Source organism: Psychrobacter cryohalolentis K5 (assembly GCF_000013905.1).
Lineage (GTDB): Bacteria > Pseudomonadota > Gammaproteobacteria > Pseudomonadales > Moraxellaceae > Psychrobacter > Psychrobacter cryohalolentis.
Genome location: NC_007969.1, coordinates 2,298,235 through 2,323,848, shown reverse-complemented (window position 1 = coordinate 2,323,848; position 25,614 = coordinate 2,298,235). Strand labels below are relative to the sequence as shown.

Sequence of the window (25,614 nt, the reverse complement as noted above, 5' to 3'; positions counted from 1 at the left end):
CATTGTCAGATGTCTGGTAATGAAGAAATAACAAGAAAGATAAATTAAAAATAAGGATATTACGATGGAAACGAAAGATCCGGCATTAACCAAAACGCTTCTCAACAGTAATGATGGTCATATCGATAATATGCCTGCGCGCACGGTCGACACCAGCGCCGCTCATGATAATACGGAAAAAAGCACCGAGACATTTCAAGAAACAGTCATTGGTACTAGATATGCGAGCGATGATATCGAGCATGGTGACCATAGACATGCAGACATTCATCATAATAGTCATAACGTGATGTCTACCGATGATAGTATTGAAAATCATACCACTATCAATAAAGGAACAGATACGTTCCAAGAAAGTGTGGTAGGCTCAGAACATGTCAATGATGGCGATAATGCTGCCCGTCAGCCAGACCGCCGTGATCAAGAGGGCAATGCTTTTGATGATGGTATCAATGAACATACTACTATTGATAAAGGGGCTAAAAGCGAAGGCATAAACGATTTAAATCGCTATGCAAATATTGATAACGCTCAAACCCGTGTGTTAAATCCAGATGAAAAAGATTTTTAAAACATTTAGACAATTCAGATAAATTGAAAAAGGTGCTGCAAGTAATGACGTATGATATGTCGCTTGCAGCACCTTTTTTTGTTTTATTGATAACATAGTCGATTCAATTTGAAAAGAACACCGTACTGCTGGGATAAATTTTTCGAAGCCTCTGGAGTGCGAAGCGCATAGCAAGCGAGAGAAATTTATCCCAGCATAATGCTATTCTGAGCGTAACTCTTTTATATTGAACTCACTATAGATTTAATAAATTAGAGAGCAATAGGGTCGCCGCTATGAAAGCGCAGCTCAGTATCTGGAGTTGATATCAGCTCTGCTTCTACTTCTTTAAAGAATGCCACACGCTCATCGATACTGTCATCAGACAATGACTGCGCTAGTGCCAAATAATCTTCAAAATGACGGCTTTCTGATTTTAATAAATAACGATAGTATTTTGCCAAACGCTCATCATTGATAACCTCAGAAAGTGCCGCAAAACGCTCACAAGAACGTGCCTCGATAAATGCACCAATAATCAGCACATCTACCATTGCAGCGGGTTCATAAGTACGCTTGTGTTTTAGCATCCCTTTGGCATAGCGTCCAGCACTTAGATATTTCCATGCTTGCCCGCGCTCATTCATAATGCCGAGCACTTGCTCATAGTGCAGCATTTCTTCACGTATCAATTGTGCCAATTTACGCTGTAAATCATAAGAGAACTCATAGCGAAAGATGAGATTCATCGCGGTACCGGCGGCCTTTTTTTCACAATTGGCATGGTCTTGAATAATCAGTGGTAAGTTATTAACAGCGGCGTTGACCCAAGCTTGTGAGGTTCGTGCGCCCAAGAAATCAAAAATAGGCGATAAATCTACCTTTAGTGGCGTGCTGAGTTGGGTGATAGAAATGATATCAACGCTATCATTACTACTGCTATTTTCAGAATCTATTACAGATTGACTCCCTACTGTAGTTGAAGGCTCAGATTGCAAATTAGAAGTAGTTTTAGGTATGGATGTATTTTCTTGGTTTATGGTCATGGTTTGCTTAGACTTTATCGATGAGTGGATGAATAAAATAATGAAAAAAAGTAGATATATACGCGCGATATGTATTTAAACTCTTCAGACTACTTTGATATGATAGATAACCGTTACGCATAAATTAATATCGTAATGATTACTTACAGTTTATACTTATGAGTGATTTAATAGGATAGGATAGCAAGATAATCGTTGCTGGCGCATATGGTATATAGACTATCATTTATCTACAGCACAAGCATTTAGTTACTAAATGGGGTTTCCTTGTTTATTGCCTTATTTGGTAGTAGGATAATATTTTGCTTTTAACGTATTTTGTCTTACTATTGCTTGTCAACTGATAGCAGGTAGCCAATAGTATATCAACTATCAATCGCGTCTCAAAATCTAAGGTTTATAGCCTATCTTTATGTAAAACCTATCTAGATAATACAACGTTAAATACCGCTCAAATAATGACAGCCGAGGTAATGCAGCAGTAAATTTACTTGGCTTGTAGCTTATTTATTACTTTACAACTCTGCTTTATGCGCCCTTTTGCATGACTGTGTACATGGACGAGGTATGTTTTAGCAGCCCAGTATCAACAAATCTAACAAACAGATAAGGATAACAGTATGAGCCAGTCTTCTAATGCCAATCGTGTTCAAAAAGGCATTCTTGCCATTGATCAGCAGCTGTTCGATTTTATCGAAAATGAAGTGCTGCCGAAAGTCGGTATTGATTCAGACGGTTACTGGTCAGGTTTCGAAAAGGTCATCAAAGAGTTTACGCCACGTAATAAAGCACTGCTTGCAACGCGTGCTAAGATTCAAGGACAGATTGACCAATGGCACCTGCAACATCCTACCAAAAATGGCGACATTGATTATCCAGCGTACAAAGCATTTTTACAAGAAATTGGCTACCTATTACCAGAAGGCGAAGCGTTCAGTGTCAGCACAGAAAACGTCGATGATGAGATTGCCCGTATTGCAGGACCTCAGCTGGTAGTACCAGTACGTAATGCTCGCTATGCGTTGAACGCCAATAATGCGCGTTGGGGCAGCTTATATGATGCTTTATATGGCACCAATGTTATCAGTGATGAAAATGGTCAAGAAGCAAAAGGTGGCTACAATCCAACACGTGGCGCAGCCGTCGTCGCTTATGCCAAAAAATTCCTAGATGAAAATTTTGCCTTAGCATCAGGCTCCTATAGCGATGTAACAGGTTTTAGAGTCGTTGATGGTAAGCTTGAAATTGCGCAAGGCGATAGCAGCACGCAACTAAAAGATGCCGCACAGTTTGCAGGTTTCGTAGGCGACGCTGATAGTCCTAGCGCTGTGTTATTAAAGAACAATAACTTGCATGCTGAGATTCAAGTTGATGGCAATCATCCCATTGGCAAAGATGATCCTGCACATATCAAAGACGTGTTATTAGAGTCGGCGCTGACTGCGATACAAGATTGTGAAGACTCCATCGCTGCTGTTGATGCAGAAGAGAAGGTTGAAGCGTATCGCAATTGGTTTGGCTTGATGAATGGCGATTTGCAAGAAACCTTTGAGAAAGGCGGCAAGACCCGTACGCGTAAACAGAATCCTGATCGCGAATATACTACGCCAGAGGGTGATACGCTGACCTTGCCAGGTCGCTCACTTTTATTGCTACGTAACGTCGGACATCTCATGCAAAATCCATCGATTTTGGTAGATTTAGGCAATGGTCAAGAAGAGGTTTTCGAAGGTTTAATGGATGGTTTGATTACGCCTTTATTATCATTGAATGATTTAAAAGGTAAAACCGAGCTATCAAACTCACGTAAAGGTTCAATGTATATTGTTAAACCAAAAATGCATGGTCCTGATGAGGTGAAGATGGCGAATGACTTATTTAACGCCTCAGAAGACCTACTGGGCTTAGAGCGTTATACGATAAAGATCGGCATTATGGATGAAGAACGCCGTATGACGGTCAACTTAAAAGAAGCCATTCGCCAAGCAAAAGAGCGTGTTATTTTCATCAATACCGGCTTCTTAGATCGCACAGGTGATGAGATGCACACCAGTATGAATGCAGGTCCATTTGTCCGCAAAGGCGATATGAAGTCGCAAACGTGGCTGCCTGCTTATGAGCAATGGAACGTCGATATCGGTCTTGAAGTAGGCTTACAAGGTCACGCGCAGATTGGTAAAGGCATGTGGGCAAAACCTGATGAAATGCAAGAGATGATGGACACCAAAATTGCCCATCCACAGGCAGGTGCTAATACGGCGTGGGTGCCATCTCCAACGGGTGCTACCTTACACAGCATGCACTATCATAAAGTCAATGTTGCTGAGGTTCAAGACAGCCTGAAATCACGTGCGCGCGCTAGCGTAGATGATATCTTAACCATTCCATTGGCAAAAAACACCAATTGGACTGAAGAAGAAAAACAGCAAGAGATTGATAATAATGCTCAAGGTATCCTAGGCTATGTCGTACGTTGGGTAAACCAAGGCGTTGGTTGCTCTAAAGTACCTGACATCAATGACGTCGGCTTGATGGAAGATCGTGCGACATTGCGTATCTCAAGTCAGCATATTGCCAATTGGTTACACCATAATGTTGTCAGCGAGCAGCAAGTGATGGACGCTATGAAACGTATGGCTAAAATCGTCGATGAGCAAAACGCTGGTGATGCTGATTATCAACCAATGGCGACTGACTTGGACAACTCCTATGCTTTCAAAGCCGCTTGTGATTTGGTATTTAAAGGTCGCGAGCAGCCAAGTGGTTATACTGAGCCATTATTGCATCAAGCACGTCTAGATCTAAAAGCCAGTGTTGGCTGCTAAAAGTTAAAACAAGACTGAATTTAGCAATAAGCACCCTTTAAGCGAGGTCAGTGACTGCCAATAAAAGAGGTAAGTACCTGTCAAGTTTTAGCACTTTTAATTGCCAAAATTTTTAGCGTTTCTGATTTCCTTTGTAATTCTCACCCTTATTCGTTTTAAACGAGTAGGGGTGTTTTTTGTCAAAATTTTCTTTAAGGTAAAACCTTATACAGAGGGTGGGTTTGAAAGTTTTTCCCAACTGAAGCTTCAAAAAAATGTTGCAAATTATGTCAAAGTTGTTATGCTTGTAGCTGAAGTATGAGTTTGGTAACGGATGTTACGCAACAGAGCGATAAAGACCAAAGTTTACATGGCAGTTACTTTTTTAATCCCAGTTATGTAAGTCATGGTTTTTTTCATCTTACGGTAATAGAACTTCGCCACACTTGTTTCTGACTAATCTCGGTAGCCAGTTACACATTATATCTTTGAGGATTTGTGACGATACCATTTGGGCAACGGCTAATAATAGCTCGCTCATTACTAAAATTGTAAAGTGGAGATACCCCCATGAAAAAACTACTTTTAGCTACAGCAATCGCTGCCCTATCTGTATCTGCAGCCAATGCAGCACCAACTGTTTATGGTAAAGCTTTCGTTGCTATGGACTATGTTAATGCTGAATTTGATGGCCCTGCTGGCAACATGTATGATGAAGATACAGTAGAGATCAACTCTCATGCTTCACGTTTAGGCTTTAAAGGTTCTGAAGCTATGACTGCTAACACTGATGTTATCTATCAGTTAGAGTATGGCACAAAGGTTGATGGTGATAAAAATGGTTTTACTAACCGTGATACATTCCTTGGTGTAAACAACAAACAATTTGGTGAGTTCCGTGTTGGTAAAAACCAATCAACGCTTGCTCGTATTGATAACGTTGTTGTTAACCAAGGTTATTTTGATAACTTAGGTACTACTCAAAATGAGAATGAAGTTGTTGAAGCATTAAACATGGCTGATAGTAACCGTATCGCAAGTTCAATCATCTGGACTGCACCTAAGTATAACGGTCTACCATTACAATTATCTGCTATGTATAGCTCTGATGATGTAAATGGTAACGATAACTCTGGCTTTGGCGTAGCAATGTTGTTTGATCAAGGTACTGGCTTCACTGCTGGTGTTGCTTATGATAAAGATCAAAACATCCTCGGTGATATCATCCGTGGTACTGCTACTGTAGATCTAAGCAAGTTTATCGCTGCTCCTGTAACACTAGGCGCGCTATATCAAGTAGCTGATTACGATGGTCTTGATAGAAATGGCAAGATAACAGGTGCTGAGAAAGAAAAAGGCTTAGTAATTAGTGCTGAGATGCCTTTAGCTAACTTTGCTCGCCCAGCGTCTATCTATACTCAGTATAACAAAACTGACAATTTAAATGGTTTTGATAATGCTGATTCAGATCAAATCGTTGTTGGTGGCAAATACATGTATAAAGACAACATCATTGCTCATGCCTATGCTGGTATGAACAAAGCTGATAATGTTAACTATGCATATAAAGCTACTCCAAATGCTACTTCATATACTAATGTACGTGGTGATGCAGAAGTATTCGTTATCGGTACTGGTCTAGAATACAAATTCTAAATCTATCATTATAAAGTAAGAACATAAAAAAAGGCCTATCAAAATTGATAGGCCTTTTTTTGTGCATCTTAATGCTTTCTTAACGGCCTTAGTGTCATTGTTTTATGGATTAGCTTTTCTAATATCAGTGTTGCTTGTAAAGTAAACTTATTAATTAAGTTGATTAAACTAAAGTAATGACTTAAAGGGGTATAAAAATGGACAAACTCATATTAGATAATCACATGGCTACTGTAAAACAAGCATTAGTGAAAGTACCTGAGGTCACCTTATTATTTTGGATAATTAAAGTAGCCGCCACTACCTTAGGAGAAACAGCAGGCGATGCATTATCTATGTCGTTGAACTTAGGGTACATTGTAAGTACAGCAATATTTGCCGTCATATTTGCTGTTGCAGTCGCCACACAAATCAAAGCAAAACAGTTCAATAAATGGCTTTATTGGGGTACTATCGTTGCGACAACGACCCTTGGGACTACTATTGCAGATTTTGTTGATCGCTCTTTAGGGATTGGCTATGCTGGTGGAACATCACTATTATTTGCAATGTTAATTGTATGCTTAGTAGTTTGGCGAAAAACTATGGGCAGTATCAGTGTTGATAGTATTGTGTCATCTAAGGCTGAGATGTTTTATTGGACAACAATTATGTTCTCTCAAACACTAGGTACCGCACTTGGAGATTGGGTAGCAGATAGCAAAGGCATGGGCTATACTACGAGCGCGATCATATTTGGAAGCTTATTGGCCATAATTGCAGGAGCATATTTTTGGACAAATATATCTAGAACACTACTGTTTTGGTCAGCTTTTATTCTTACTAGACCATTAGGAGCAGTGTTAGGAGATTTTTTGGACAAACCTATTGATCACGGCGGTCTAGCATTAAGCCGTTTTGGAGCGTCAGCAGTATTGCTCGTCTTTATTATTTTTTGTCTGGTAGTGTTTAAACATAGAGCCAGTGCTAAGTCCCATTAAAGATTGTTTCAATAATTTTGTATCATTCAGCTAAATATAGCAAAATTTTACAAGCTTATAATATTGCTGAAATTTAATAATTTAATAGAGTTTGTGCTTTTGCCCTATATTTTATGGCGTATTTTTAGTAAAATCCTTCTTTACCAATTACCGACAGAGTACTATGACCAAGTTTATATTTGTGACCGGTGGGGTAGTGTCCTCACTAGGAAAAGGTATTACCGCAGCTTCCCTTGCTGCCGTCTTAGAAGCACGGGGCGTAAACGTGACCATGACCAAGATGGATCCGTATATCAACGTCGATCCAGGCACGATGAGCCCGTTCCAGCATGGTGAAGTGTTCGTGACCGAAGATGGCGCCGAGACGGATTTGGACTTGGGCTATTATGAGCGTTTTTTACGCCATTCAAAGATGAGCAAAAGCAATAACTTTACCAGCGGTCGCATCTATCAAAACGTCTTGAATAAAGAGCGCCGTGGCGAATATCTCGGTGGTACGGTGCAGGTGATTCCGCATATCACTGATGAGATTAAGAGTAAAATTCTTGCCAGTGGCGAAGGGTATGATGTTGCTATCATCGAGATTGGCGGGACAGTGGGTGATATCGAGTCGCTACCCTTTATGGAAGCAGTACGTCAAATGCAAGTCGAGCTAGGACGCAATCGCGCCATGCTGATGCATCTGACATTGGTGCCTTATATTGCCAGTGCAGGCGAAACCAAAACCAAGCCCACTCAGCATTCAGTCAAAGAGCTACGTTCTATCGGTTTGCAGCCTGATATCTTGATTTGCCGCTCTGATCATCATATCTCACAAGACAATCGCCGCAAGATTGCACTATTTACCAACGTTGAAGAGCGTGCGGTCATTATGTGTGAAGATGCGCAAAGTATTTATCAGATTCCACGTACCTTACATGAGCAAGATCTTGATGATTTAATCTGTGAGCGTTTTGGTCTTGATTTACCAGAAGCAGATTTGAGCGATTGGGATAAGGTTGTCGAAGCGCAGCTGAATCCTGAGTCGACGGTAACAGTAGCCATGGTTGGTAAATATGTTGAATTACCAGATGCCTATAAATCAATCAATGAAGCATTGTTACATGCCGGTATTACTCACAAAGCCGACGTCAAAATTGATTATATCGATGCTGAACGTTTAGAAGACGATGACAGCTTACTAGCGCAACTGCATAATGCTGATGCCATCTTGGTGCCAGGCGGCTTTGGTGAGCGCGGTACGATGGGTAAGATCAAAGCCATTACCTATGCTCGCGAAAACAACGTACCTTATTTAGGTATCTGTTTAGGTATGCAGCTTGCAGTGATTGAATATGCGCGTAACGTGCTACATATCGATGCCAACTCTTCTGAATTTGATCGTAAAACAGCTGAGCCTATTATTGGCTTGATTACAGAGTGGTTAGATGAGCGCGGCGAATTGCAGATTCGTAGTGATGATTCAGACCTTGGTGGTACGATGCGTTTAGGTGCGCAGCAAGCTGAGCTGGTCGCTGGTAGTAAGCTTGCACAAATCTACGGTGCTAACAATATAACTGAGCGTCATCGTCATCGCTATGAGATGAATAACCGCTATATCGAGCCACTAGAGCAGGCAGGAATGACGGTATCAGGTTATTCTGCTAAGCAGCACCTAGTTGAGTCAGTTGAACTTGCTGATCATCCATGGTTTGTTGCGGTACAGTTCCATCCAGAATTTACCAGCTCGCCACGCGGTGGTCATCCATTGTTCAATAGCTTTGTAAAAGCGGCGAAGAATTATAGTGAAGCGAAATAATGGTTAAGTTATAAGTGCTTTTGATATAAAAAGACTGATCTTCGGATTGGTCTTTTTTTTTGGCTGATTTTTTGGCAGTGGTTTGCATGCTGATTTTTCTAATGGTTTGCCGCTAATTACGCTTATAGCCTTTTTTTAATTGACCTATCGGTTACAATAAGAGATAACAATAAAGAGGATACCTACTCAATGGAAAACCTACTAACCGCGCAGTCGCATATTCAACTTAATACACCTGATAATAAAAACATCAGTATCGGTAATGATCAGCCATTTGTCTTATTTGGTGGCATGAATGTTTTAGAGTCTAAAGAGATGGCATTTGAGATCGCTGAGCAGTATGTTGATATTTGCCAGCGTTTGGGTATCGGCTATGTGTTTAAAGCCAGTTTTGATAAGGCCAATCGCTCAAGTTTGACCTCGTATCGTGGTCCGGGGCTAGAGAAAGGTATCGATTGGCTTGGGCAAATCAAAGAAAAATTCCAAGTACCGATTATTACGGATGTCCACGAACCTTATCAAGCGGCACCAGTCGCTGAAGTAGCTGATATTATCCAGTTGCCTGCGTTTTTATCCCGTCAGACGGATTTAGTACATGCGATGGCGAAGACGGATGCGATTATTAATATTAAAAAAGCGCAGTTTTTAGCCCCACATGAGATGCGTCATATCGTCAATAAATGTCTTGAGGGCGGTAACGATAAGCTTATCCTGTGTGAGCGCGGTAGTGCCTTTGGTTATAATAACCTAGTGGTTGATATGCTGGGTTTTGATACCATGAAGCAGATGGAGATACCAGTGTTCTTTGATGTGACGCATAGTTTGCAGCAGCCAGGCGGCCGTAGTGATAGTGCAGGTGGTCGCCGTGAGCAGATCACCACGCTGGCACGTGCTGGCATGGCAACAGGGATTGCAGGATTGTTTTTAGAGGCGCATCCAAATCCAGAAGTGGCAAAATGTGATGGTCCTTGTGCGCTACGTATGAGCCAATTAGAGCCTTTCTTACGCCAGCTTAAACAGCTTGATGACTTGGTCAAAGGCTTTGAGACCTTGGATACTCATTAATATCATAAGTAATGTGAGGATAAGACAGTGGCGATTAAAGTGGCACAAGTAAGCATTGAAAATATCAATGATTCAGAAGGTTTAGATAGCGTCATGACCGCTTTGAAGAATATAACGGGCGTCACCGCTATTGAGTTAGATGCTAACAGTCATATGGCGTTGGTGCGTTATGATGATACCAAAACCAGTATCCATGCCTTTACTGCTGCGATTAGTATGGTCGATTATGTCACTCAGCCATTTCCTATCGATGCCCCGCAAAATCCACGTTATCATGATTAGATTTATAAAAGTATAACCAAACTGACTTGTGGTCAACGGCAATAGCTCTTATGCTGGTCTTGGCTATTTTAATAAAGTCTTATACCATTAAAGTATACAAACCATTTATTCACAGATAAAAATAAGGAGCCTCTCATGGGAAACCAAACCCGTATCATTAAAATTGATGGCATGACTTGTGGTGGCTGTGTGGCAAGCGTCCATAACGCCACCGCTGATATCGATGGTTTAGATGACATCAGTATCGAGCTTGCAGACAATCAAGCGACAGTCACCTTTGATGATAGCAAAACCAGTGCAGAGACGATTGCTGCTGCTATTGATGACGCAGGCTTTGATGCCACTGTTACCAACGCTTAATTTTATGCTTTGTTATAAACAAACCAGCTATCATGGCTGGTTTTTTAATGGTTAAAAACCATGGCTATCAGAGTAGTGTTCTCAGCTCTCTTATTTCTGCAACATGTTCTTTTAATCTGAAATAATTGGCCGGCTGAAATAGTTGAATTGGCGCTAATCATGACCATTTAATATATAGGTTGATACACTAAGATGACTACTATTTAGATGCTCTGAACAACAATATGATATTAATCTTTAGAATGTACTGCTTGTTTGATTTGGATTTTTATTCCTCCACTGATAGATTTTTATAGCTCATACAAATTTATAAACGCCATAACGAGTTTTATTTATGAATGATTCTACCCATACCGATACCCATAATTCTTATGATGTAGAGACTGATATTCAGTCTAATACCCCGCTTACGCCGCAGCGTGCGCACTTGCAGCTGGCGATAGAGGGTATGACGTGTCAGGCCTGTGCATCACGGATTGAAAAGGTTTTGAATAAAAAGCCATCAGTCTATGAGGTCAGCGTGAACTTCGCAGGCGAGACCGCCAATGTGGATTATGATCCGACACAGACGACGGCAGAGCAGGTGACGGAATGGGTCAACAAAACGGGTTTTGTCGCCAATTTGCAGGCGGCTGATAGCTTGTTTGCTCAAAAAGGTGAGGATGCAAGCACTCAGTATCCATGGCGTTTGATTGGACTATGGGTCTGTTTGGTGCCGTTTTTAATTGGTATGGCAGGTATGCTCTTTGGGCAGGGTATGGCATGGATGCCACCGGTTTGGATGCAATTCATATTAGCGACCATTGTACAGTTTGGATTTGCTTTACCATTTTATAAAAGTGCTTGGGCGTCTATTAGAGGCGGTCTTGCCAATATGGACGTATTGGTCGTCATCGGTACGGTAACCATTTGGGCATATTCAACGTATCTTTGGCTGACCCATGGTGATGGTAGCTTAAATAGTCTGTTGCAAAGTGGGCATACTGGCGGTCATGGTGCGAGTGGCAGTCCTGCGGTATATTTTGAAGCAGGTGTGATGGTTATTGCTTTTGTGCGCACGGGTAAATACCTTGAAGAGCGCACTAAAAAGCACAGTCTGAATAGTATTGATTTACTATTATCGCTGACACCAGACGAAGTTGAGCAACAGCAGCCAAATGGTGAGTTTAAAAATATCGCTCTCAAAGAGGTACAAGTGGGTGATATCTTGCGTGCTAAGCAAGGAAGCCGCGTTGCAACCGATGGTACGGTCATCGATGGTGCTGGCTGGTGTGTCGAAAGTCATTTAACCGGTGAGTCAGTACCGCTTAAGAAAGAAGTAGGCGATGGATTATTAGCGGGTGCCTTGGTCGAAAACGGTAGCTTGTTATACCGCGTCAATGCCAAGGGTAGCGATACTAAACTTGGTGATATGGTACAAGCCCTCAGCGATGCCCAAGGCTCAAAAGCCAATTTGGCACGCCTTGCTGATAGAGTCACTGCGGTCTTTGTGCCCGTTGTGGTAGTAATTGCACTGGTTGCCTTTGGTGTGACGTGGTGGCTAACCGGTATGCTCGATACGGCTTTGATGCACGCAGTATCTGTATTGGTCATTGCTTGTCCATGTGCGCTTGGTTTGGCGACACCAGCCGCAATCATGGCAGGTATGGGCGTGGCTGCGCGTCACGGTGTTTGGTTTAAAGATGCGCAAAGCCTAGAAGCGGCAGGCAATATCGATATAGTAGTGCTCGATAAGACGGGTACCTTAACCATTGGCAAACCGACCATCGTCGATGAAGTTATGGTTGATAAATCAATAGCGGTTGATGATGTACTACAGATTGCCGCAAGTATTGAAGTACATGCCAGTCATCCGCTTGCAACTGCTTTGGTCAATGCAGCGACAGCACGTGGTTTATCCTTATTCGATGTGTCTGATATCAGCGTTATCAAAGGCGCAGGTATACAGGCAAATATTGAAGGCTTAGGTGTGGTAAAGGTTGGCACAGCAGAGTTTGCCAATCTTGTATTGCCTAAATTGATGCCAAAGGTATGGCAAATTGCCAGTACTGTTGCGATTAGTATTAACGATGAAGCACTAGGCGCATTTGCTTTAGCGGATGACTTAAAATCAGATACGCCGCAGGCAATTACTGCGCTACAAGATGCGGGTATTAATGTTATTTTGATGAGTGGTGACAAACAATCTGTCGTCGATCACGTTGCCGGACAGCTTGGTATCGAAAAAGCGTATGGAAAGATGAGTCCACGTGACAAGGCCAGCCAAATTGCTCTACTGCAAACAGCGGGTCATAAAGTCGCTATGGCAGGAGATGGGGTCAATGATGCACCAGCGATGGCAACTGCCGATGCCAGCTTTGCCATGTTTGAAGGCACGGATGTCGCCCAACATAGTGCCTCTGCGCGCTTGATGGGTGAGTCGCTGATGCATATCGACGCAGCGCAAAAAATTGCGAATGCCACGCTGCGTAATATCAAACAAAATCTGTTTTTTGCCTTTATTTATAATTGCCTTGGTATTCCGCTCGCTGCTTTTGGCTTTTTGAATCCTATGATTGCCGCTGCCGCTATGGCGCTTAGCTCAATTTCTGTATTGATGAATGCGCTGCGTTTAACGCGTTTTAAGACAAAGGTTGAGCTGAATAATACCGTATCAGACTCCCACACTAAAGCAGATCGTCTAACAAAAGCGTAAGAGTTATATAACGTTTGATATCATAGGTACTGAGATAAATTGATAGTGGCTCATTTGACTATTGATTGGCGATTTTATGACCGTCCGTTGCTTTAAGATAAGGGAAGTTTGGCAAAATTTATGCTATGATACCAAGCACTATAGCTAATGGTTAAGGGATGAAATAAATCTTTGATTACGTTTAAAATGAGCCGATTGTATTAATCACTAAAGCTTTTTTTGCGCATTACTATACGATATTCTGCTTTATCTTTTTTGTATTCTAGTTGCCGTTATTTATCTCATAAACTTGGCATGACCAAAGGAATTAACAGACATTATGTACGCTGAAGAAACCAACAACGTCACCGCAATTAAAGACATTCGCGCTCGTGAGATTTTAGACTCACGTGGTAACCCAACGATTGAAGCTGATGTGATTTTAGCTGATGGCACTATTGGCCGTGCAGCTGCGCCAAGCGGCGCATCGACTGGCTCACGTGAGGCGCTTGAGCTACGTGATGGCGATCAAAGCCGCTACATGGGTAAAGGCGTCAAAAAGGCAGTAGCTAACGTCAATAGCCAAATCCGCAGTGCTTTGATGGACAAAGATGTTACTGCTCAGCAAGCTATTGATGATGCAATGATTGCGCTAGATGGTACAGAAAACAAAGACAATCTTGGTGCCAATGCCATACTTGCGGTTTCACTTGCGGTTGCTAAAGCGGCTGCTAAGTCACAGAGTCTGCCATTACATCAATATATCGCTGATCTGCGTAACCAGACGTCGCTTACGATGCCTGTACCGATGATGAATATCATTAATGGTGGTGAGCACGCGGACAATACCGTCGATATTCAAGAGTTTATGATTGAGCCGGTTGGTTTTAGCAGCTTCTCAGAAGCATTGCGTGCTGGCACCGAAATCTTTCATAGCTTAAAGTCTGTTCTAAAATCACAAGGCTTGAATACTGCTGTTGGTGATGAAGGCGGCTTTGCGCCAAATCTTCGCAGCAACGAAGAAGCCATTACAGTTATCATGCAAGCGATTGAGCAAGTAGGCTACACAGCTGGTAAAGATATTCACTTAGCTTTAGATTGTGCTGCTACTGAGTTCTATAAAGATGGCAAATACGTCTTGGCAGGCGAGGGCAACAAATCCTTTGATAGCCAAGGGTTTTCAGATTATTTAGTGGGTCTTGCGCGTCAATATCCTATTATCTCTATCGAAGATGGTCTTGATGAGTCAGATTGGGATGGCTGGAAATACCTAACTGAGCAAATCGGTGATAAGGTACAGTTGGTCGGTGATGATTTGTTTGTCACCAACCCTGCTATCTTGCAAGAAGGGATTGATAAGAAAATTGCCAATGCGATTTTGATTAAGTTTAACCAAATCGGCACCTTGTCAGAAACGCTAGATGCGATTTATCTGGCGAAGAAAAACGGTTATGCGACGGTTATTTCGCATCGTTCAGGCGAAACGGAAGACAGCACCATTGCTGATTTAGCGGTCGGTACTGCGGCTGGTCAAATCAAAACTGGCTCACTATGCCGCTCAGATCGCGTTGCAAAATACAATCAACTACTACGTATTGAGCAGCAAGTACGTGCAAGCTATCGTGGTCGCGAAGAGTTTATCGGATTACGTGGTTAATAAGCCAAAATTGTCGCTTACGCTGGGCGATATATAAATATATCGCTCAGCAAGTTTATATTCTCTTTATATTGTTTGGCGTTATTATATTATGAAATACTTTAGCCAATTTATACTACTTGCGTTAGCCGTTGCCGTGCTGTCAGGACTGCAATATCAGTATTGGCTGGGTGAAAATGGTCGCGTCGAGCACAATAAGCTTCTGACTGAAGTGAATGAGCAGCAGCGCTTAAATGACAACCAAGTCTCAGCAAATAACTTACTGCGTACCGATGTCAATGATCTGAAGACTGGTCTCGAAGCGGTAGAGGAGCATGCTCGTTTGGATTTGGGTTTGATTAAGCCAAATGAGACTTTTGTACAAGTATCAACCGCGCCTACTACTCATAGTCGTTATTGATTTTGACGTACAGTCGGTATTGATTCTAAAGTCGTTGCAATGAGCTATTATTGATAATAATAGTTTTTTTTCATTTTTATACCTCTTAATTCCCATTTTTCTCTTATCCTATTTTCATGGAATCAACCCATGAGTACTGCATTATGAATACCACTCCTAATATCCATGCCATGATCGTTGCTGCTGGACGCGGTAGTCGCTTTGGCGCGTCTATTGCTAAACAATATACCTTACTGCAAGGTCAAACCTTATTACAGCATAGTGTGGCACGTCTGGCTGAGAGTAATTATATTGATCGATGTCTATTGGTTGTGGCTCAAGATGATAGCACTGCCCAGACACTGAGCTTTGCGCTTCCTATCTATTATGCTATTGGCGGTACTGAACGTTGGCAATCGGTGCAGGCAGGAGTCGAGGCAATGATTAATGCGGGCGCAGATGAGTCGGATTTGGTTGTGATCCATGATGCAGCTCGTCCTGCAGTGCCAACTCATGATATTGATGCCGTCATTCAAGCAGCGATGCTAGAGCCTTATGGTGCTATTTTAGCGACACCGGTTGCTGATACCCTAAAACAGTCTTACATAGCATCTAACACACTATCAACGCCAGCATATGAAGCTCCACTATCTCTTCAGCAACTGAATACTCAGCCGGAGCTTGCTAATAGTCAAAGCGGTTATGACACGCTTCATACTTATGCTCAAAAAACTATTGATCGCAGCCATATGTGGCAGGCACAAACACCGCAAGTATTTAGGCTTGGACAATTGCAACAAGTCTTGAACTATGTCACTAAGCATAATCTGGCCATTACTGACGAAGCCAGTGCTTTTGAGCATTTAGAACTGCCAATTCGATTGGTAACAGGCAGTCGTCAAAACATCAAACTGACTTATCCTGATGATATTATTTTACTGACAGCCATTCTCAAGGCTCAATTCGCCTCTATCTCATAAAATTCTTATCACACTCTGATTTCTGTATTTTTTAACTTTATATATTTTATATAACTTTTTTATTCTGTCATAAAAATGTCGAATATTCATTGTATCTATCTCTGTAAGGCTTATGGCGCAAGCTTTATAGCTAGTATTAAATTTGAGACATGAAATTATATTCATAGATTTTTATTATTTATATTTACTAAATAGCCGTTTATTTTTCCTATAATATTTTTTATAGCTGTAGATATTTTTTATATGAATATTTCCTAAATATTGTTCAATATTAACAACTTGTTATTTGCCATAAACATACATTGCTTTGATCACTAAAACAGCCTATGATGTAACCAACTTAATACAATTAATATAAATATTTATAAAATCAATAATATACCAAGCCGATCTGTGTTTAGAAACGTCTTGCTTCTATGGTTTTTTCTAAAAATGAGTATGGTTGTCTTAGCTACATTTACCTAATTATAGGGAGAAGCTGATTGTCACCAACGATTGATTCTACAAACCCAGTAATGCCAGATCTATGCCAGCTTGTATATCTGAGCCACATTACGTCTACTGGTCTATCTAACTCTAGTACGCTTAACGATATCGCAGAAGTCGCAAATAAGCTGAATAAAATTGATGATATTACGGGTATTCTTTGCTACGGCAATGGTTACTTTTTTCAATATGTCGAAGGTACTGAGCAAGCACTGACCAACCTTAAAAATCGCTTGTTAATAGACGATCGCCACAAAGATTTAAAAATATTAGATTTTTCAGCGATTGATGAACGCCGCTTTGAAGGATGGTCATTACGCTCTATTACGCTTGAGCGCTGGATGGTTAATGAGCCTAAGCTAAAAGCATTTATGCCTTTTAGACCTGATAGCTGGAAGTCAAACGAATGGCAGCAGTTTCTAGATATTCTGCAAGGCTATTATGAAGCGCAGGAAGTGACTGGTGATACTGATTCTCAGCCGATAAAATACAGCACGCTAGGGTTAACATTAGGCAAAGTAGTAGGGCAGCACCAAGCATTTTTCTTGATCCAAACCATATTGGGTGGATTGATTGTGTTAGCGCTACTGTGGCTGATTTTATCCGATAAGATTTTCTAAATATCTATATATGTATTCATGAAGTCAGCATAAATTGCTGGCTTTTTTTTGTTTTTACAATCAGGTGTTAAGTGGTTGTTAGGCTGCACGGACAAGGCGTAATAGATATATTTTATGCTGAAAAGCAGAAACTAATACACATAAAAAACCCCTATCACAGTATGTTGTGATAGGGTTTTTAGTGGTGCGCTTATTAGTCTTATCTAACGCTTAACAAGCATATTTGCTAATAAGTGACGCCAAATAGTGGCGTCCCCAGGGGGATTCGAACCCCCGTTACCGCCGTGAAAGGGCGGTGTCCTAGGCCTCTAGACGATGGGGACTAGTACAACGCTTCAGCTGCTTTCACCTTTATGCTGAAGTGGTGCGTATTTTAATGGGGTCTGCGCTTGCTGTCAAGCCTTTTTCTACGTCTTTTTAAAATTAAATATCTTTTTTTAAGCGCGCGACGTGGATGCAGGTCATTACGCGTCAAATGATATCGAATCCACAACGAAGTACAAGTACTGATCGTTAGTGCAAGCAGCATATAGCCGATGATCGTCGCCCATAATTTAAACTGTGGTTCCATCATAAAGTCCCTCATAATAAGCTTTAATCGTCTATAACAGACGCTAAAAGCACAATAGGTAACTTAAACCATCTATAGATCTAATCATCGCTTGAGCAAGATGTACGCAAATGATTAAATCGTCCTGTTAAATTGTAAGGTTAAAGTTAGCAGACCTTACAAATAGCACTATTATGGGTAGCGAGCAACACGTACTCTGTAATAACTGATTTATTTGCTATTATCAGTCGCAGTTTCTGTGATTTCAGGCTCGCTGTGCATGGCATTAGCGAGCATAGGATAATTATTTAAGATATAACAAAACAGCTCAGCGGTTTTTTGCGTGTCGTAGAGTGCAGAATGAGCGTCGTTACCATCAAAATCAAGTCCTGCGGCTTTACAGGCACGTGCTAGCACCGTTTGACCAAAGGCAAGTGCTGATAAAGTCACCGTATCAAAGACTGAGAAGTTATGGAAAGGATTGTGGCTCTTATTATTGGTACGTAATACCGCGGCATTTAAAAATGCCAAATCAAAATGTGCATTATGTCCGATTAACACACATTGACGGCAGTCTTCAATACGGCGTACTTCTTTTAACCCTTTAAAAATACGACGTAGCGCCGTTTTTTCGTCTTCAGCAATGGCTTTACGCAGCGGATTGTTAGGGTCAATGCCGGTAAAGGCGAGGGCACTTGGCTCAAGATTTGCCCCTTCAAAAGGTTCGATATGAGCATTAAATGCCTCACCAGGATAAAAAACACCCTGCTCATTCAGTAGTACAGGAATACAGGCAATCTCTAACAAGGCATCAGTTTGCGCGTTAAATCCTGCCGTTTCAACATCCACTACTACTGGTAGGAATTTCCGAAAACGCTCTTTTAGTTTCAGGGGTGCTAGCGTTTCTGTCGTCGACTCTATAGGAACGGCTACATCTATTTTGGGTAAAGCGGTATCTTTTTTAATGGTCATATCAGGTTAAATCGCTTTTATCAGTCGGGCTATTGTGTTTAATAAAAAAATAAACTTCCTATGACACTCATACTATTTTTCAATGGACAGATAGCATTACTATCATAGGATAAAATACAGATAATTTTACTTTATAAAAAAGAGTTTTAATTAAAAATTATCCTTTGATCGACCAAGGTAATGTCTCGCCTGCCATCAGTGGAGTTAATGAGCTACCATCAAAATAAGGATAATTTGTTGGTATTTGCATAGGTGCGTTAACAAGGGTGACCGTGCTCTCGTTAACGGGCAAACCGTAAAATTGTGCACCAAAACGACTGGTGAACCCTTCTAATCTGTCAATTTTACCAACACTATCAAACGCTGTGGCATATAAAGGTAGTGCAGTCGCTGCGCTATAGCAGCCAGCACAGCCACAAGCCGCTTCTTTCTTATCGGTCGCATGGGGTGCAGAATCAGTACCTAAAAAGAATTTTGGGTTGCCGCTGGTAGCGACATCAAGCAATACTTTCTGATGGCTTTCCCGCTTTAAGATAGGCAAGCAATAGAAGTGCGGTTTAATACCACCAAGCAATAGGTGATTGCGGTTAAACATCAAATGCTGCGGCGTAATAGTGGCAGCAATTTGATTGCCTTGTGACAAGACAAAATCAGCCGCATCACTGGTGGTGATATGCTCCATCACAATTTTCATGGTTGGGAACTTTGCGATGATTTGTACCATCACTTCATCCAAAAAGCGCTTTTCACGATCAAAAATATCAACATGGTCGTGAGTGACTTCTCCATGTAGCAGCAAAGGTAGATTGTATTTTTCAAGCGCTTCAAAGACATTGACACAGGCATTGATGTCGGTGACGCCATCAGCAGAGTTGGTGGTAGCACCAGCAGGATAGAGCTTGACCGCTTGTACGATGCCAGACTTTGCCGCCAGCTCAATATCTTGTGCGGTGGTATGATCGGTGAGATACAAGGTCATGCGCGGGTCAAATGATGCTTTACGCTCAGCGCTCAGATTGCTGATTTCTAGATGTTGCATGATACGCGCGCGATATGCTTGCGCGTCGTCAACGTTTTTGACTGGTGGTACAAGGTTTGGCATACAGATGACGCGATTAAAGCTCTCTGCCGCATGAGGAACTGTGGTTGCTAGCGCCTTATCGTCACGCAAATGAATGTGCCAATCATCGGGTTGTAGGATGGTCAATTCTCTAATTGAATCAGTCATAGTATCGTCGCGCTCTATATCGTCATATCTGGGAGTAAAAGGGAGTCTTGCTGTGCGGCTATCATAACAGATTTGCTTACCTGACTAAATATGTGGCTGAATATCTATACATAATATCTCTACAGAAATGGTAGGTAATTTATTCATCTGTAAAAGTAAGATGCCATGTTCACTCTATTATTGGCGAGAAAATTATTGCTTTAGTGGCAACTAAACTTGGGCAAAAACCTCATGCCTAACGGCAGTGCCACTTTTGCCAATGGTAAATATGATGTACACTGAGCGAGCAATCTATCTTCCTCGTGATATAGTCGATTTACCTATCATTAAATTCCTCATACTAGGAGTGTTTCATGGCTCAGCTTGATCCAAAAACTATTAATAAAATCGTATTGGCATATTCAGGGGGTCTTGACACCTCAATCATCGCTCGATGGCTACAAGAAACCTATGATGCAGAAGTGATCACTTTCACTGCGGATATTGGTCAAGGTGAAGAAGTTGAGCCTGCGCGTGCCAAAGCTGAAGCCATGGGTATCAAACATATCCATATTGAAGACTTGCGCGAAGAATTTGCTCGTGATTACGTGTTCCCAATGTTCCGTGCCAATGCCATCTACGAAGGTGAGTATCTGCTTGGTACTTCTATCGCGCGTCCACTCATCGCTAAGCGTTTGGTTGAAATCGCTAAAGAACATAATGCTGATGCGATCAGCCATGGTGCAACCGGTAAAGGTAATGACCAAGTACGCTTTGAGCTTGGTGCCGTCGCTTTATCTCCAGACGTCGTGACTATCGCGCCTTGGCGTGAGTGGGATTTATCGAGCCGTGAAAGCTTGATGGAATATGCTAAAGAGCATAATATTGCCATCGACTATGCGGGCAATAAGAAAAAATCTCCGTACTCGATGGATGCCAATTTATTACATATCTCTTATGAAGGCGGCATTTTAGAAGATCCGTATGCTGAAGCAGAAGATGACATGTGGCGCTGGTCAGTAAGCCCAGAAGAAGCACCAGATGAAGCCCAATATCTGGAATTAGAGTATGAAAAAGGCGACATCGTTGCCATCGATGGTGAAGCGCTTAAGCCATATGAAGTAATGATTAAGCTTAATGAGATTGGTGGTAAGCATGGTATCGGACGTTTGGATATCGTTGAAAACCGTTACGTCGGTATGAAGTCGCGCGGCTGCTACGAGACGCCAGCGGGCACCATTATGTTAAAAGCGCATCGTGGTATTGAGTCATTGACACTTGACCGTGAAGCGGCGCATCTAAAAGATGAGCTGATGCCACGTTATGCTAAGACTATCTACAACGGCTATTGGTTCAGCCCTGAGCGTATGATGCTACAGGCGCTGATTGATAAGTCACAAGAGTATGTTAACGGTACGGTACGTGTCAAATTATACAAAGGTGCTGTAAGCGTGGTTGGTCGTAAGTCAGATGATTCGTTATTTGATGAAAAAATTGCGACTTTTGAAGATGATGCGGGCGCCTATGATCAAAAAGATGCAGAAGGTTTCATTCGTCTAAATGGTTTACGTTTGGCAATTGAAGCCAGCCGTGGTCGCGATTTATCAAAATAAGCAACGTTAACGAAAGGTTTTTTAAGTCCCTGATGAATTAACTGACCGATAAAAAAGAGTCGCTATTTATATAGCGCCTCTTTTTTTATTGCTGATAGGTTTTTATTACACTATTTTCAGGCGCGGCTTTGTCATTCAGCTTTTGACTTTTTATCATCAGCAGCGATATCATCGTCTACCATAACGATAGCCACATCTTGCTGTTTCCGCTCTTCCGTTTCAGAGTCTTGCGCTAACACTTCATTGGTAGCAAGTACGACGCCGTTGGCTTTTTGCGTTTGATACTTGATGGTTGCCAATATTCCAAGCCCACCAATCACGAGAATAATCAGCAGAATGACGGGATTTTTCCATAGGGGGACTGATGCCTCGTATTCAATCGGCTTTTCGCTAAGGGTGCTTGGTGTATTATCATTGTTGCTATTACTGCTCAGCAATCCTGAGCTAACCAACGGCGGCTTTGGTGGGTTGATAGGTTCAGAAGTAATGCGTAATCGATTACGCTGCAAATATATCTCTGATATTTTAGCCAGTTGTACTAGCCAGCGTTGATGTGGCAAGCCAATAGCCGTCATCGGTGCAAACATCAATAAGTCATTGTGTTTACCTTGTTGAATGTTTTCAGCTGAGCGTCCAATGGCTTTTAAGTAGTTACCAGTCGCTAACTGCATGTCTTTTACTGGCTCAAATTGTTCGGGTATGAATGCTGTCAGCTCATACCAGTAAGGATCAAAAGCTGGCGGGTTATCTGTCAATTGCTCAGCGATTAATAAGTAACGCTCGTCGCTAGCTACTGACTCTATTTTTACCGCTTCTACTGCTGACAATATGATTTGCGCCTCATCGCTATGATCAGCTGATTCGTTAACAGCTAAATTTAAGACAGGGATAGCAAAACGCGCTTTGGACAAAAATTGTGGCTGTAAGGCGAACCATTTATTCACCTCATCATGATCAAGTTGGCTATACTCAACCAAAATAGCAAGCTCACGTAGCACAATGACGCATAGGGTAGTAAGCAAAATTTGTACTTGTGGCGCTGTCGCGTCAATCTGTGCTGCAATATACTCACTGGCTTTGCTCACCCGTGCATTATCATGGAATATCGCATCGGCGGCATCATGGCGATGGTATAACGTTGTATTTAGAGTGGCAAAATTCATAGAATTGTACTGGCGCATTTCTTTGACGGCACTGCGACCAAATAGCTTTTTGCTTAGAGCTTGTCCTTGATGGCGCTGCTGATAAGCGAGAAGAGCGCTGATAATCGCTTGCAAGCTGGCATCCATTGCCAAACGCGCTTGCGGCAATGACAGCGCTGCTGCATCTGCTAATAATGACACCAATGGCTTGGTATCTTGATATAGAAAATCATACATCGACACCCGTGTCGGTGAAATAGTCGTCATAATCTGCTAGCATCAAAAAGTGTGCCCCTATATTACGGTGTCAAATGTCTTGATACAATCCCTTGATAATAGAAAGACTCACTCATTTTTATGCTGCTATGGTGAGTTCAATATAAAAGAGTTACGTTCAGAATAGCATTATACTTGGATAAATTTCTCTCGCTTGCTGTGCGCTTCGCACTCCAGAGGCTTCGCAAAATTTATCCAAGCAGTACTGTATTCTTTTTAAATTGAATCGACTATAACAGCCATCATCGATATAACTGCCGGAAAATTGCTATGACAGATAACGGAAATCTTACGACCCAGATAGTGATTAGCATTGCTCAGCAAACTTTGACCGTTTATAGGCGGCAAAAAGTTATTGCTGAATATCCTATATCAACAGCCAAAAATGGGATAGGCAGTCAACAAGACAGTGGTTGTACACCACTTGGTCAGCATATCATTGCAGAAAAAATAGGCGGCAATGCGCCAAGTCATACGGTATTTATTGGACGTATAGCGACGGGAGAAATATATAATGCTGAGCTTGGGGCATTGAACCCTAAACGTGATTGGATACTAAGCCGCATTCTTTGGCTAAGTGGTCTTGAGGAAGGCTTTAATAAAGGCAGTAATAGTCAAGGTGGCTGCGATACTTATCATCGCTATATCTATATTCATGGAACACCTGACAGTGAGCCGATGAGCGTGCCACTCTCACATGGCTGTATACGTATGCGCAATCAAGATATTATCGAATTGTTTGAGCAGATTGAGGAAGGGACAGCAGTGAATATTATCGCCCAATAAAAGTAGTATTAAGTAGCTGTAGTAGTAATGTATGGATTATAAATTGAGTCGACGATATAAAAAAGACAACCCTTATTCAGTGAGCTGTCTTTTTCTCTAATATTGATAAACATAAAATGACAATATACTCAATTACCAAAATACAGAGCAATCATAAAATTTATCCAAATGTTTTTCTGTGGCTTTTTCGATTGGTATCGAAGCAGCATTTAACCAGCCTGCCGCATATAAAGCAGCAGAGTCAGAGCTGGCTTTACATTGATAGTACTGCTGACAGTCAATCATATTGAGCTGTTGACCCAGTGCTTTCTGTGCTTTTACGGCACGTTTTAGCCAGCGCTTGGTTTTCTTTTTGCTATACAAAGGTGCTACTAATTCGCTGATAGAACATAGATTTTTTAGATGAGCATGTAGGTTATGCAATGCTTTTATGATGGATTCTTTCTCTAACTCACTATCTGAATCATCATAGCTGTCCTCTAAATATTGCTCAGCTTCAAGTAATTTGTCATAGTATTTAATAAGTACTTTTTCAAGCTTATTGATAGCCAGCTTATCTGTTTGAGGCTCAAGACTAGGGTCGCTCATAGTAAAGGCGATGAGCTCAAGCAACATGATCTGGAAGTCGTTAGCACTGATTGCAGTCACTGGTGTAATTTTGATAGCATCAATATCCGCTGTCCAATCAACGATAGGTGCACCGTGCTGTTGTAACATTGGTTCAATATGATTACTAAGATGAGCAAGCTTACGATAATCAGCGAGTAAAGTAGCAGTTTGTTGCAGTATGGCTGACCAATCCGGATTGATTTCATCTGAGAAGCTATCAAATGCTTGTAGTACAGTGTGCAAGCGCTCTATACCGATAGATAGCTGTAAAATGTGATCATTGTCTTTACTGCCTGCCACGATGGCGCTGCTATTTGGGAGTATTTGCAATAAGCAGTTATGCACGACAGCGCGTAAAAAAGCAGGCATAGTGATTTTTTTATTGATACTAAGGGTGCTCAAGTCAGCAGCAGTGGCTGAGCTATAATTTTGTCCCTTAATAAGTAAGCCACCACGCTCGGCTTTAGTGACGGTAGAAAGGCACAGTTTATGACGCTGACACCATGTTTTAGCCGTCGTAAATAAAAAATCTAACTCACCTGCTATGAGCTCAAATTCAACTTCTTGAATGGCATCTCTTTGAGTATCATCAGTACCATGGATAATTTCTCCATAGTCGTAAGCCATCTCAATACTGTTAACGACTTCATCGCTCGTATCTTCTATCAATAAGCGGGTAGTACGCTCTACATCAGTCACATATAAACGGGTCAGTTTTTTAGCCAGTTTTTTGAGCTTAAAATCTGTCAATGCTGGGGCAATAAGGCTATCTTTATAAATCGTTAAATCAGGCATCAGCGCGTTATTTTCGAGCATGTTTTGTACCTGCTCATTATCTAATGTGGCATTGTGCTCTAGGCGCGCTGCAATACCATCGCCACCCGCTTTGATAGTTTGCACCCAAGCATCACCCTCCTGACGAATACGCAGGCCAATACCAGCCTGTGCAAGCTGCTGGTCAGGGGTGTCATAATAATGCGCAGCCAGTTGTGTTACTTGTGATGATTTGACTTTCGCTTGGCGCATAAGACCCTTTAATCGCGACTCTGGTACCAAGAATTTCAGCTCTATTTCTTGCATGATGGCTCCTGATTGTTTTAATAAATTTATATTATTACCATC

Annotated in this window: 20 protein-coding genes and 1 tRNA gene; 15 read left to right on the top strand and 6 right to left on the bottom strand. The window is 41.7% G+C overall.

Annotated features, from left to right (window positions below):
• Positions 1 to 64: 64 nt before the first annotated feature.
• The gene (locus PCRYO_RS09620) at positions 65 to 571 is read left to right on the top strand and encodes a hypothetical protein (protein ID WP_011514200.1); all 507 of its coding nucleotides are present in this window, start codon (positions 65 to 67) and stop codon (positions 569 to 571) included.
• 251 nt (positions 572 to 822) lie between these two features.
• On the opposite strand, the gene PCRYO_RS09615 is transcribed toward PCRYO_RS09620, so the two are convergent.
• Complete coding sequence (locus PCRYO_RS09615; protein ID WP_088591973.1) at positions 823 to 1,596, bottom strand: tRNA-(ms[2]io[6]A)-hydroxylase; 774 nt, start codon at positions 1,594 to 1,596, stop codon at positions 823 to 825.
• Positions 1,597 to 2,216: 620 nt separating this feature from the next.
• Here PCRYO_RS09615 and PCRYO_RS09610 point away from each other — a divergent pair.
• The 12 genes from PCRYO_RS09610 to PCRYO_RS09550 all read left to right on the top strand — a co-directional run bounded on the left by PCRYO_RS09610 (position 2,217) and on the right by PCRYO_RS09550 (position 17,337).
• Entirely contained in the window at positions 2,217 to 4,421 is a 2,205-nt protein-coding gene (locus PCRYO_RS09610; protein ID WP_011514198.1) for a malate synthase G, read from the top strand.
• A 549-nt stretch (positions 4,422 to 4,970) separates the two neighbouring features.
• Positions 4,971 to 6,056, top strand: coding sequence for a porin (locus PCRYO_RS09600; protein WP_011514197.1), 1,086 nt, complete (start codon positions 4,971 to 4,973; stop codon positions 6,054 to 6,056).
• Between the two features lie 197 nt (positions 6,057 to 6,253).
• Positions 6,254 to 7,036 carry a COG4705 family protein gene (locus PCRYO_RS09595; protein ID WP_011514196.1) on the top strand — a complete coding sequence of 261 codons (783 nt, stop codon included), beginning with the start codon at positions 6,254 to 6,256 and terminating at the stop codon, positions 7,034 to 7,036.
• A gap of 163 nt (positions 7,037 to 7,199) precedes the next feature.
• Positions 7,200 to 8,834, top strand: coding sequence for a CTP synthase (locus PCRYO_RS09590; RefSeq protein ID WP_011514195.1), 1,635 nt, complete (start codon positions 7,200 to 7,202; stop codon positions 8,832 to 8,834).
• A gap of 189 nt (positions 8,835 to 9,023) precedes the next feature.
• Positions 9,024 to 9,899 (top strand): 3-deoxy-8-phosphooctulonate synthase, encoded by an 876-nt coding sequence (gene kdsA / locus PCRYO_RS09585; protein ID WP_011514194.1) that lies wholly within the window; start codon positions 9,024 to 9,026, stop codon positions 9,897 to 9,899.
• A gap of 27 nt (positions 9,900 to 9,926) precedes the next feature.
• On the top strand, positions 9,927 to 10,181 hold the full coding sequence (locus PCRYO_RS09580) for a hypothetical protein (protein WP_011514193.1): 255 nt from the start codon (positions 9,927 to 9,929) through the stop codon (positions 10,179 to 10,181).
• A 135-nt stretch (positions 10,182 to 10,316) separates the two neighbouring features.
• A complete protein-coding gene (locus tag PCRYO_RS09575) occupies positions 10,317 to 10,541 on the top strand; it encodes a heavy-metal-associated domain-containing protein (protein ID WP_011514192.1) in 225 nt (74 codons plus the stop codon).
• Between the two features lie 334 nt (positions 10,542 to 10,875).
• The gene (locus tag PCRYO_RS09570) at positions 10,876 to 13,236 is read left to right on the top strand and encodes a heavy metal translocating P-type ATPase (protein ID WP_011514191.1); all 2,361 of its coding nucleotides are present in this window, start codon (positions 10,876 to 10,878) and stop codon (positions 13,234 to 13,236) included.
• A 319-nt stretch (positions 13,237 to 13,555) separates the two neighbouring features.
• Entirely contained in the window at positions 13,556 to 14,872 is a 1,317-nt protein-coding gene (eno, locus tag PCRYO_RS09565; protein WP_011514190.1) for a phosphopyruvate hydratase, read from the top strand.
• A gap of 91 nt (positions 14,873 to 14,963) precedes the next feature.
• A complete protein-coding gene (locus PCRYO_RS09560) occupies positions 14,964 to 15,272 on the top strand; it encodes an FtsB family cell division protein (protein WP_011514189.1) in 309 nt (102 codons plus the stop codon).
• 116 nt (positions 15,273 to 15,388) lie between these two features.
• Positions 15,389 to 16,231 carry an IspD/TarI family cytidylyltransferase gene (locus tag PCRYO_RS09555; protein WP_011514188.1) on the top strand — a complete coding sequence of 281 codons (843 nt, stop codon included), beginning with the start codon at positions 15,389 to 15,391 and terminating at the stop codon, positions 16,229 to 16,231.
• A 482-nt stretch (positions 16,232 to 16,713) separates the two neighbouring features.
• Entirely contained in the window at positions 16,714 to 17,337 is a 624-nt protein-coding gene (locus PCRYO_RS09550) for a BLUF domain-containing protein (protein WP_041753194.1), read from the top strand.
• A gap of 247 nt (positions 17,338 to 17,584) precedes the next feature.
• On the opposite strand, the gene PCRYO_RS09545 is transcribed toward PCRYO_RS09550, so the two are convergent.
• The 3 genes from PCRYO_RS09545 to pyrC form a co-directional block, all read right to left on the bottom strand.
• Positions 17,585 to 17,660 (bottom strand) — tRNA-Glu (locus tag PCRYO_RS09545).
• Between the two features lie 458 nt (positions 17,661 to 18,118).
• Complete coding sequence (gene rnt, locus PCRYO_RS09540) at positions 18,119 to 18,859, bottom strand: ribonuclease T (protein ID WP_011514186.1); 741 nt, start codon at positions 18,857 to 18,859, stop codon at positions 18,119 to 18,121.
• Positions 18,860 to 19,016: 157 nt separating this feature from the next.
• On the bottom strand, positions 19,017 to 20,087 hold the full coding sequence (gene pyrC, locus PCRYO_RS09535; protein ID WP_011514185.1) for a dihydroorotase: 1,071 nt from the start codon (positions 20,085 to 20,087) through the stop codon (positions 19,017 to 19,019).
• 353 nt (positions 20,088 to 20,440) lie between these two features.
• Here pyrC and PCRYO_RS09530 point away from each other — a divergent pair, with 353 nt between their 5' ends.
• The gene (locus PCRYO_RS09530; RefSeq protein WP_011514184.1) at positions 20,441 to 21,679 is read left to right on the top strand and encodes an argininosuccinate synthase; all 1,239 of its coding nucleotides are present in this window, start codon (positions 20,441 to 20,443) and stop codon (positions 21,677 to 21,679) included.
• A gap of 131 nt (positions 21,680 to 21,810) precedes the next feature.
• On the opposite strand, the gene PCRYO_RS09525 is transcribed toward PCRYO_RS09530, so the two are convergent.
• The gene (locus PCRYO_RS09525) at positions 21,811 to 23,088 is read right to left on the bottom strand and encodes a hypothetical protein (RefSeq protein WP_011514183.1); all 1,278 of its coding nucleotides are present in this window, start codon (positions 23,086 to 23,088) and stop codon (positions 21,811 to 21,813) included.
• 279 nt (positions 23,089 to 23,367) lie between these two features.
• On the opposite strand from PCRYO_RS09525, the gene PCRYO_RS09520 reads away from it, so the two are divergent.
• Entirely contained in the window at positions 23,368 to 23,883 is a 516-nt protein-coding gene (locus PCRYO_RS09520; RefSeq protein WP_011514182.1) for a L,D-transpeptidase, read from the top strand.
• A 132-nt stretch (positions 23,884 to 24,015) separates the two neighbouring features.
• On the opposite strand, the gene PCRYO_RS09515 is transcribed toward PCRYO_RS09520, so the two are convergent.
• Positions 24,016 to 25,572 (bottom strand): CYTH and CHAD domain-containing protein, encoded by a 1,557-nt coding sequence (locus tag PCRYO_RS09515; protein ID WP_011514181.1) that lies wholly within the window; start codon positions 25,570 to 25,572, stop codon positions 24,016 to 24,018.
• Positions 25,573 to 25,614: the final 42 nt, after the last annotated feature.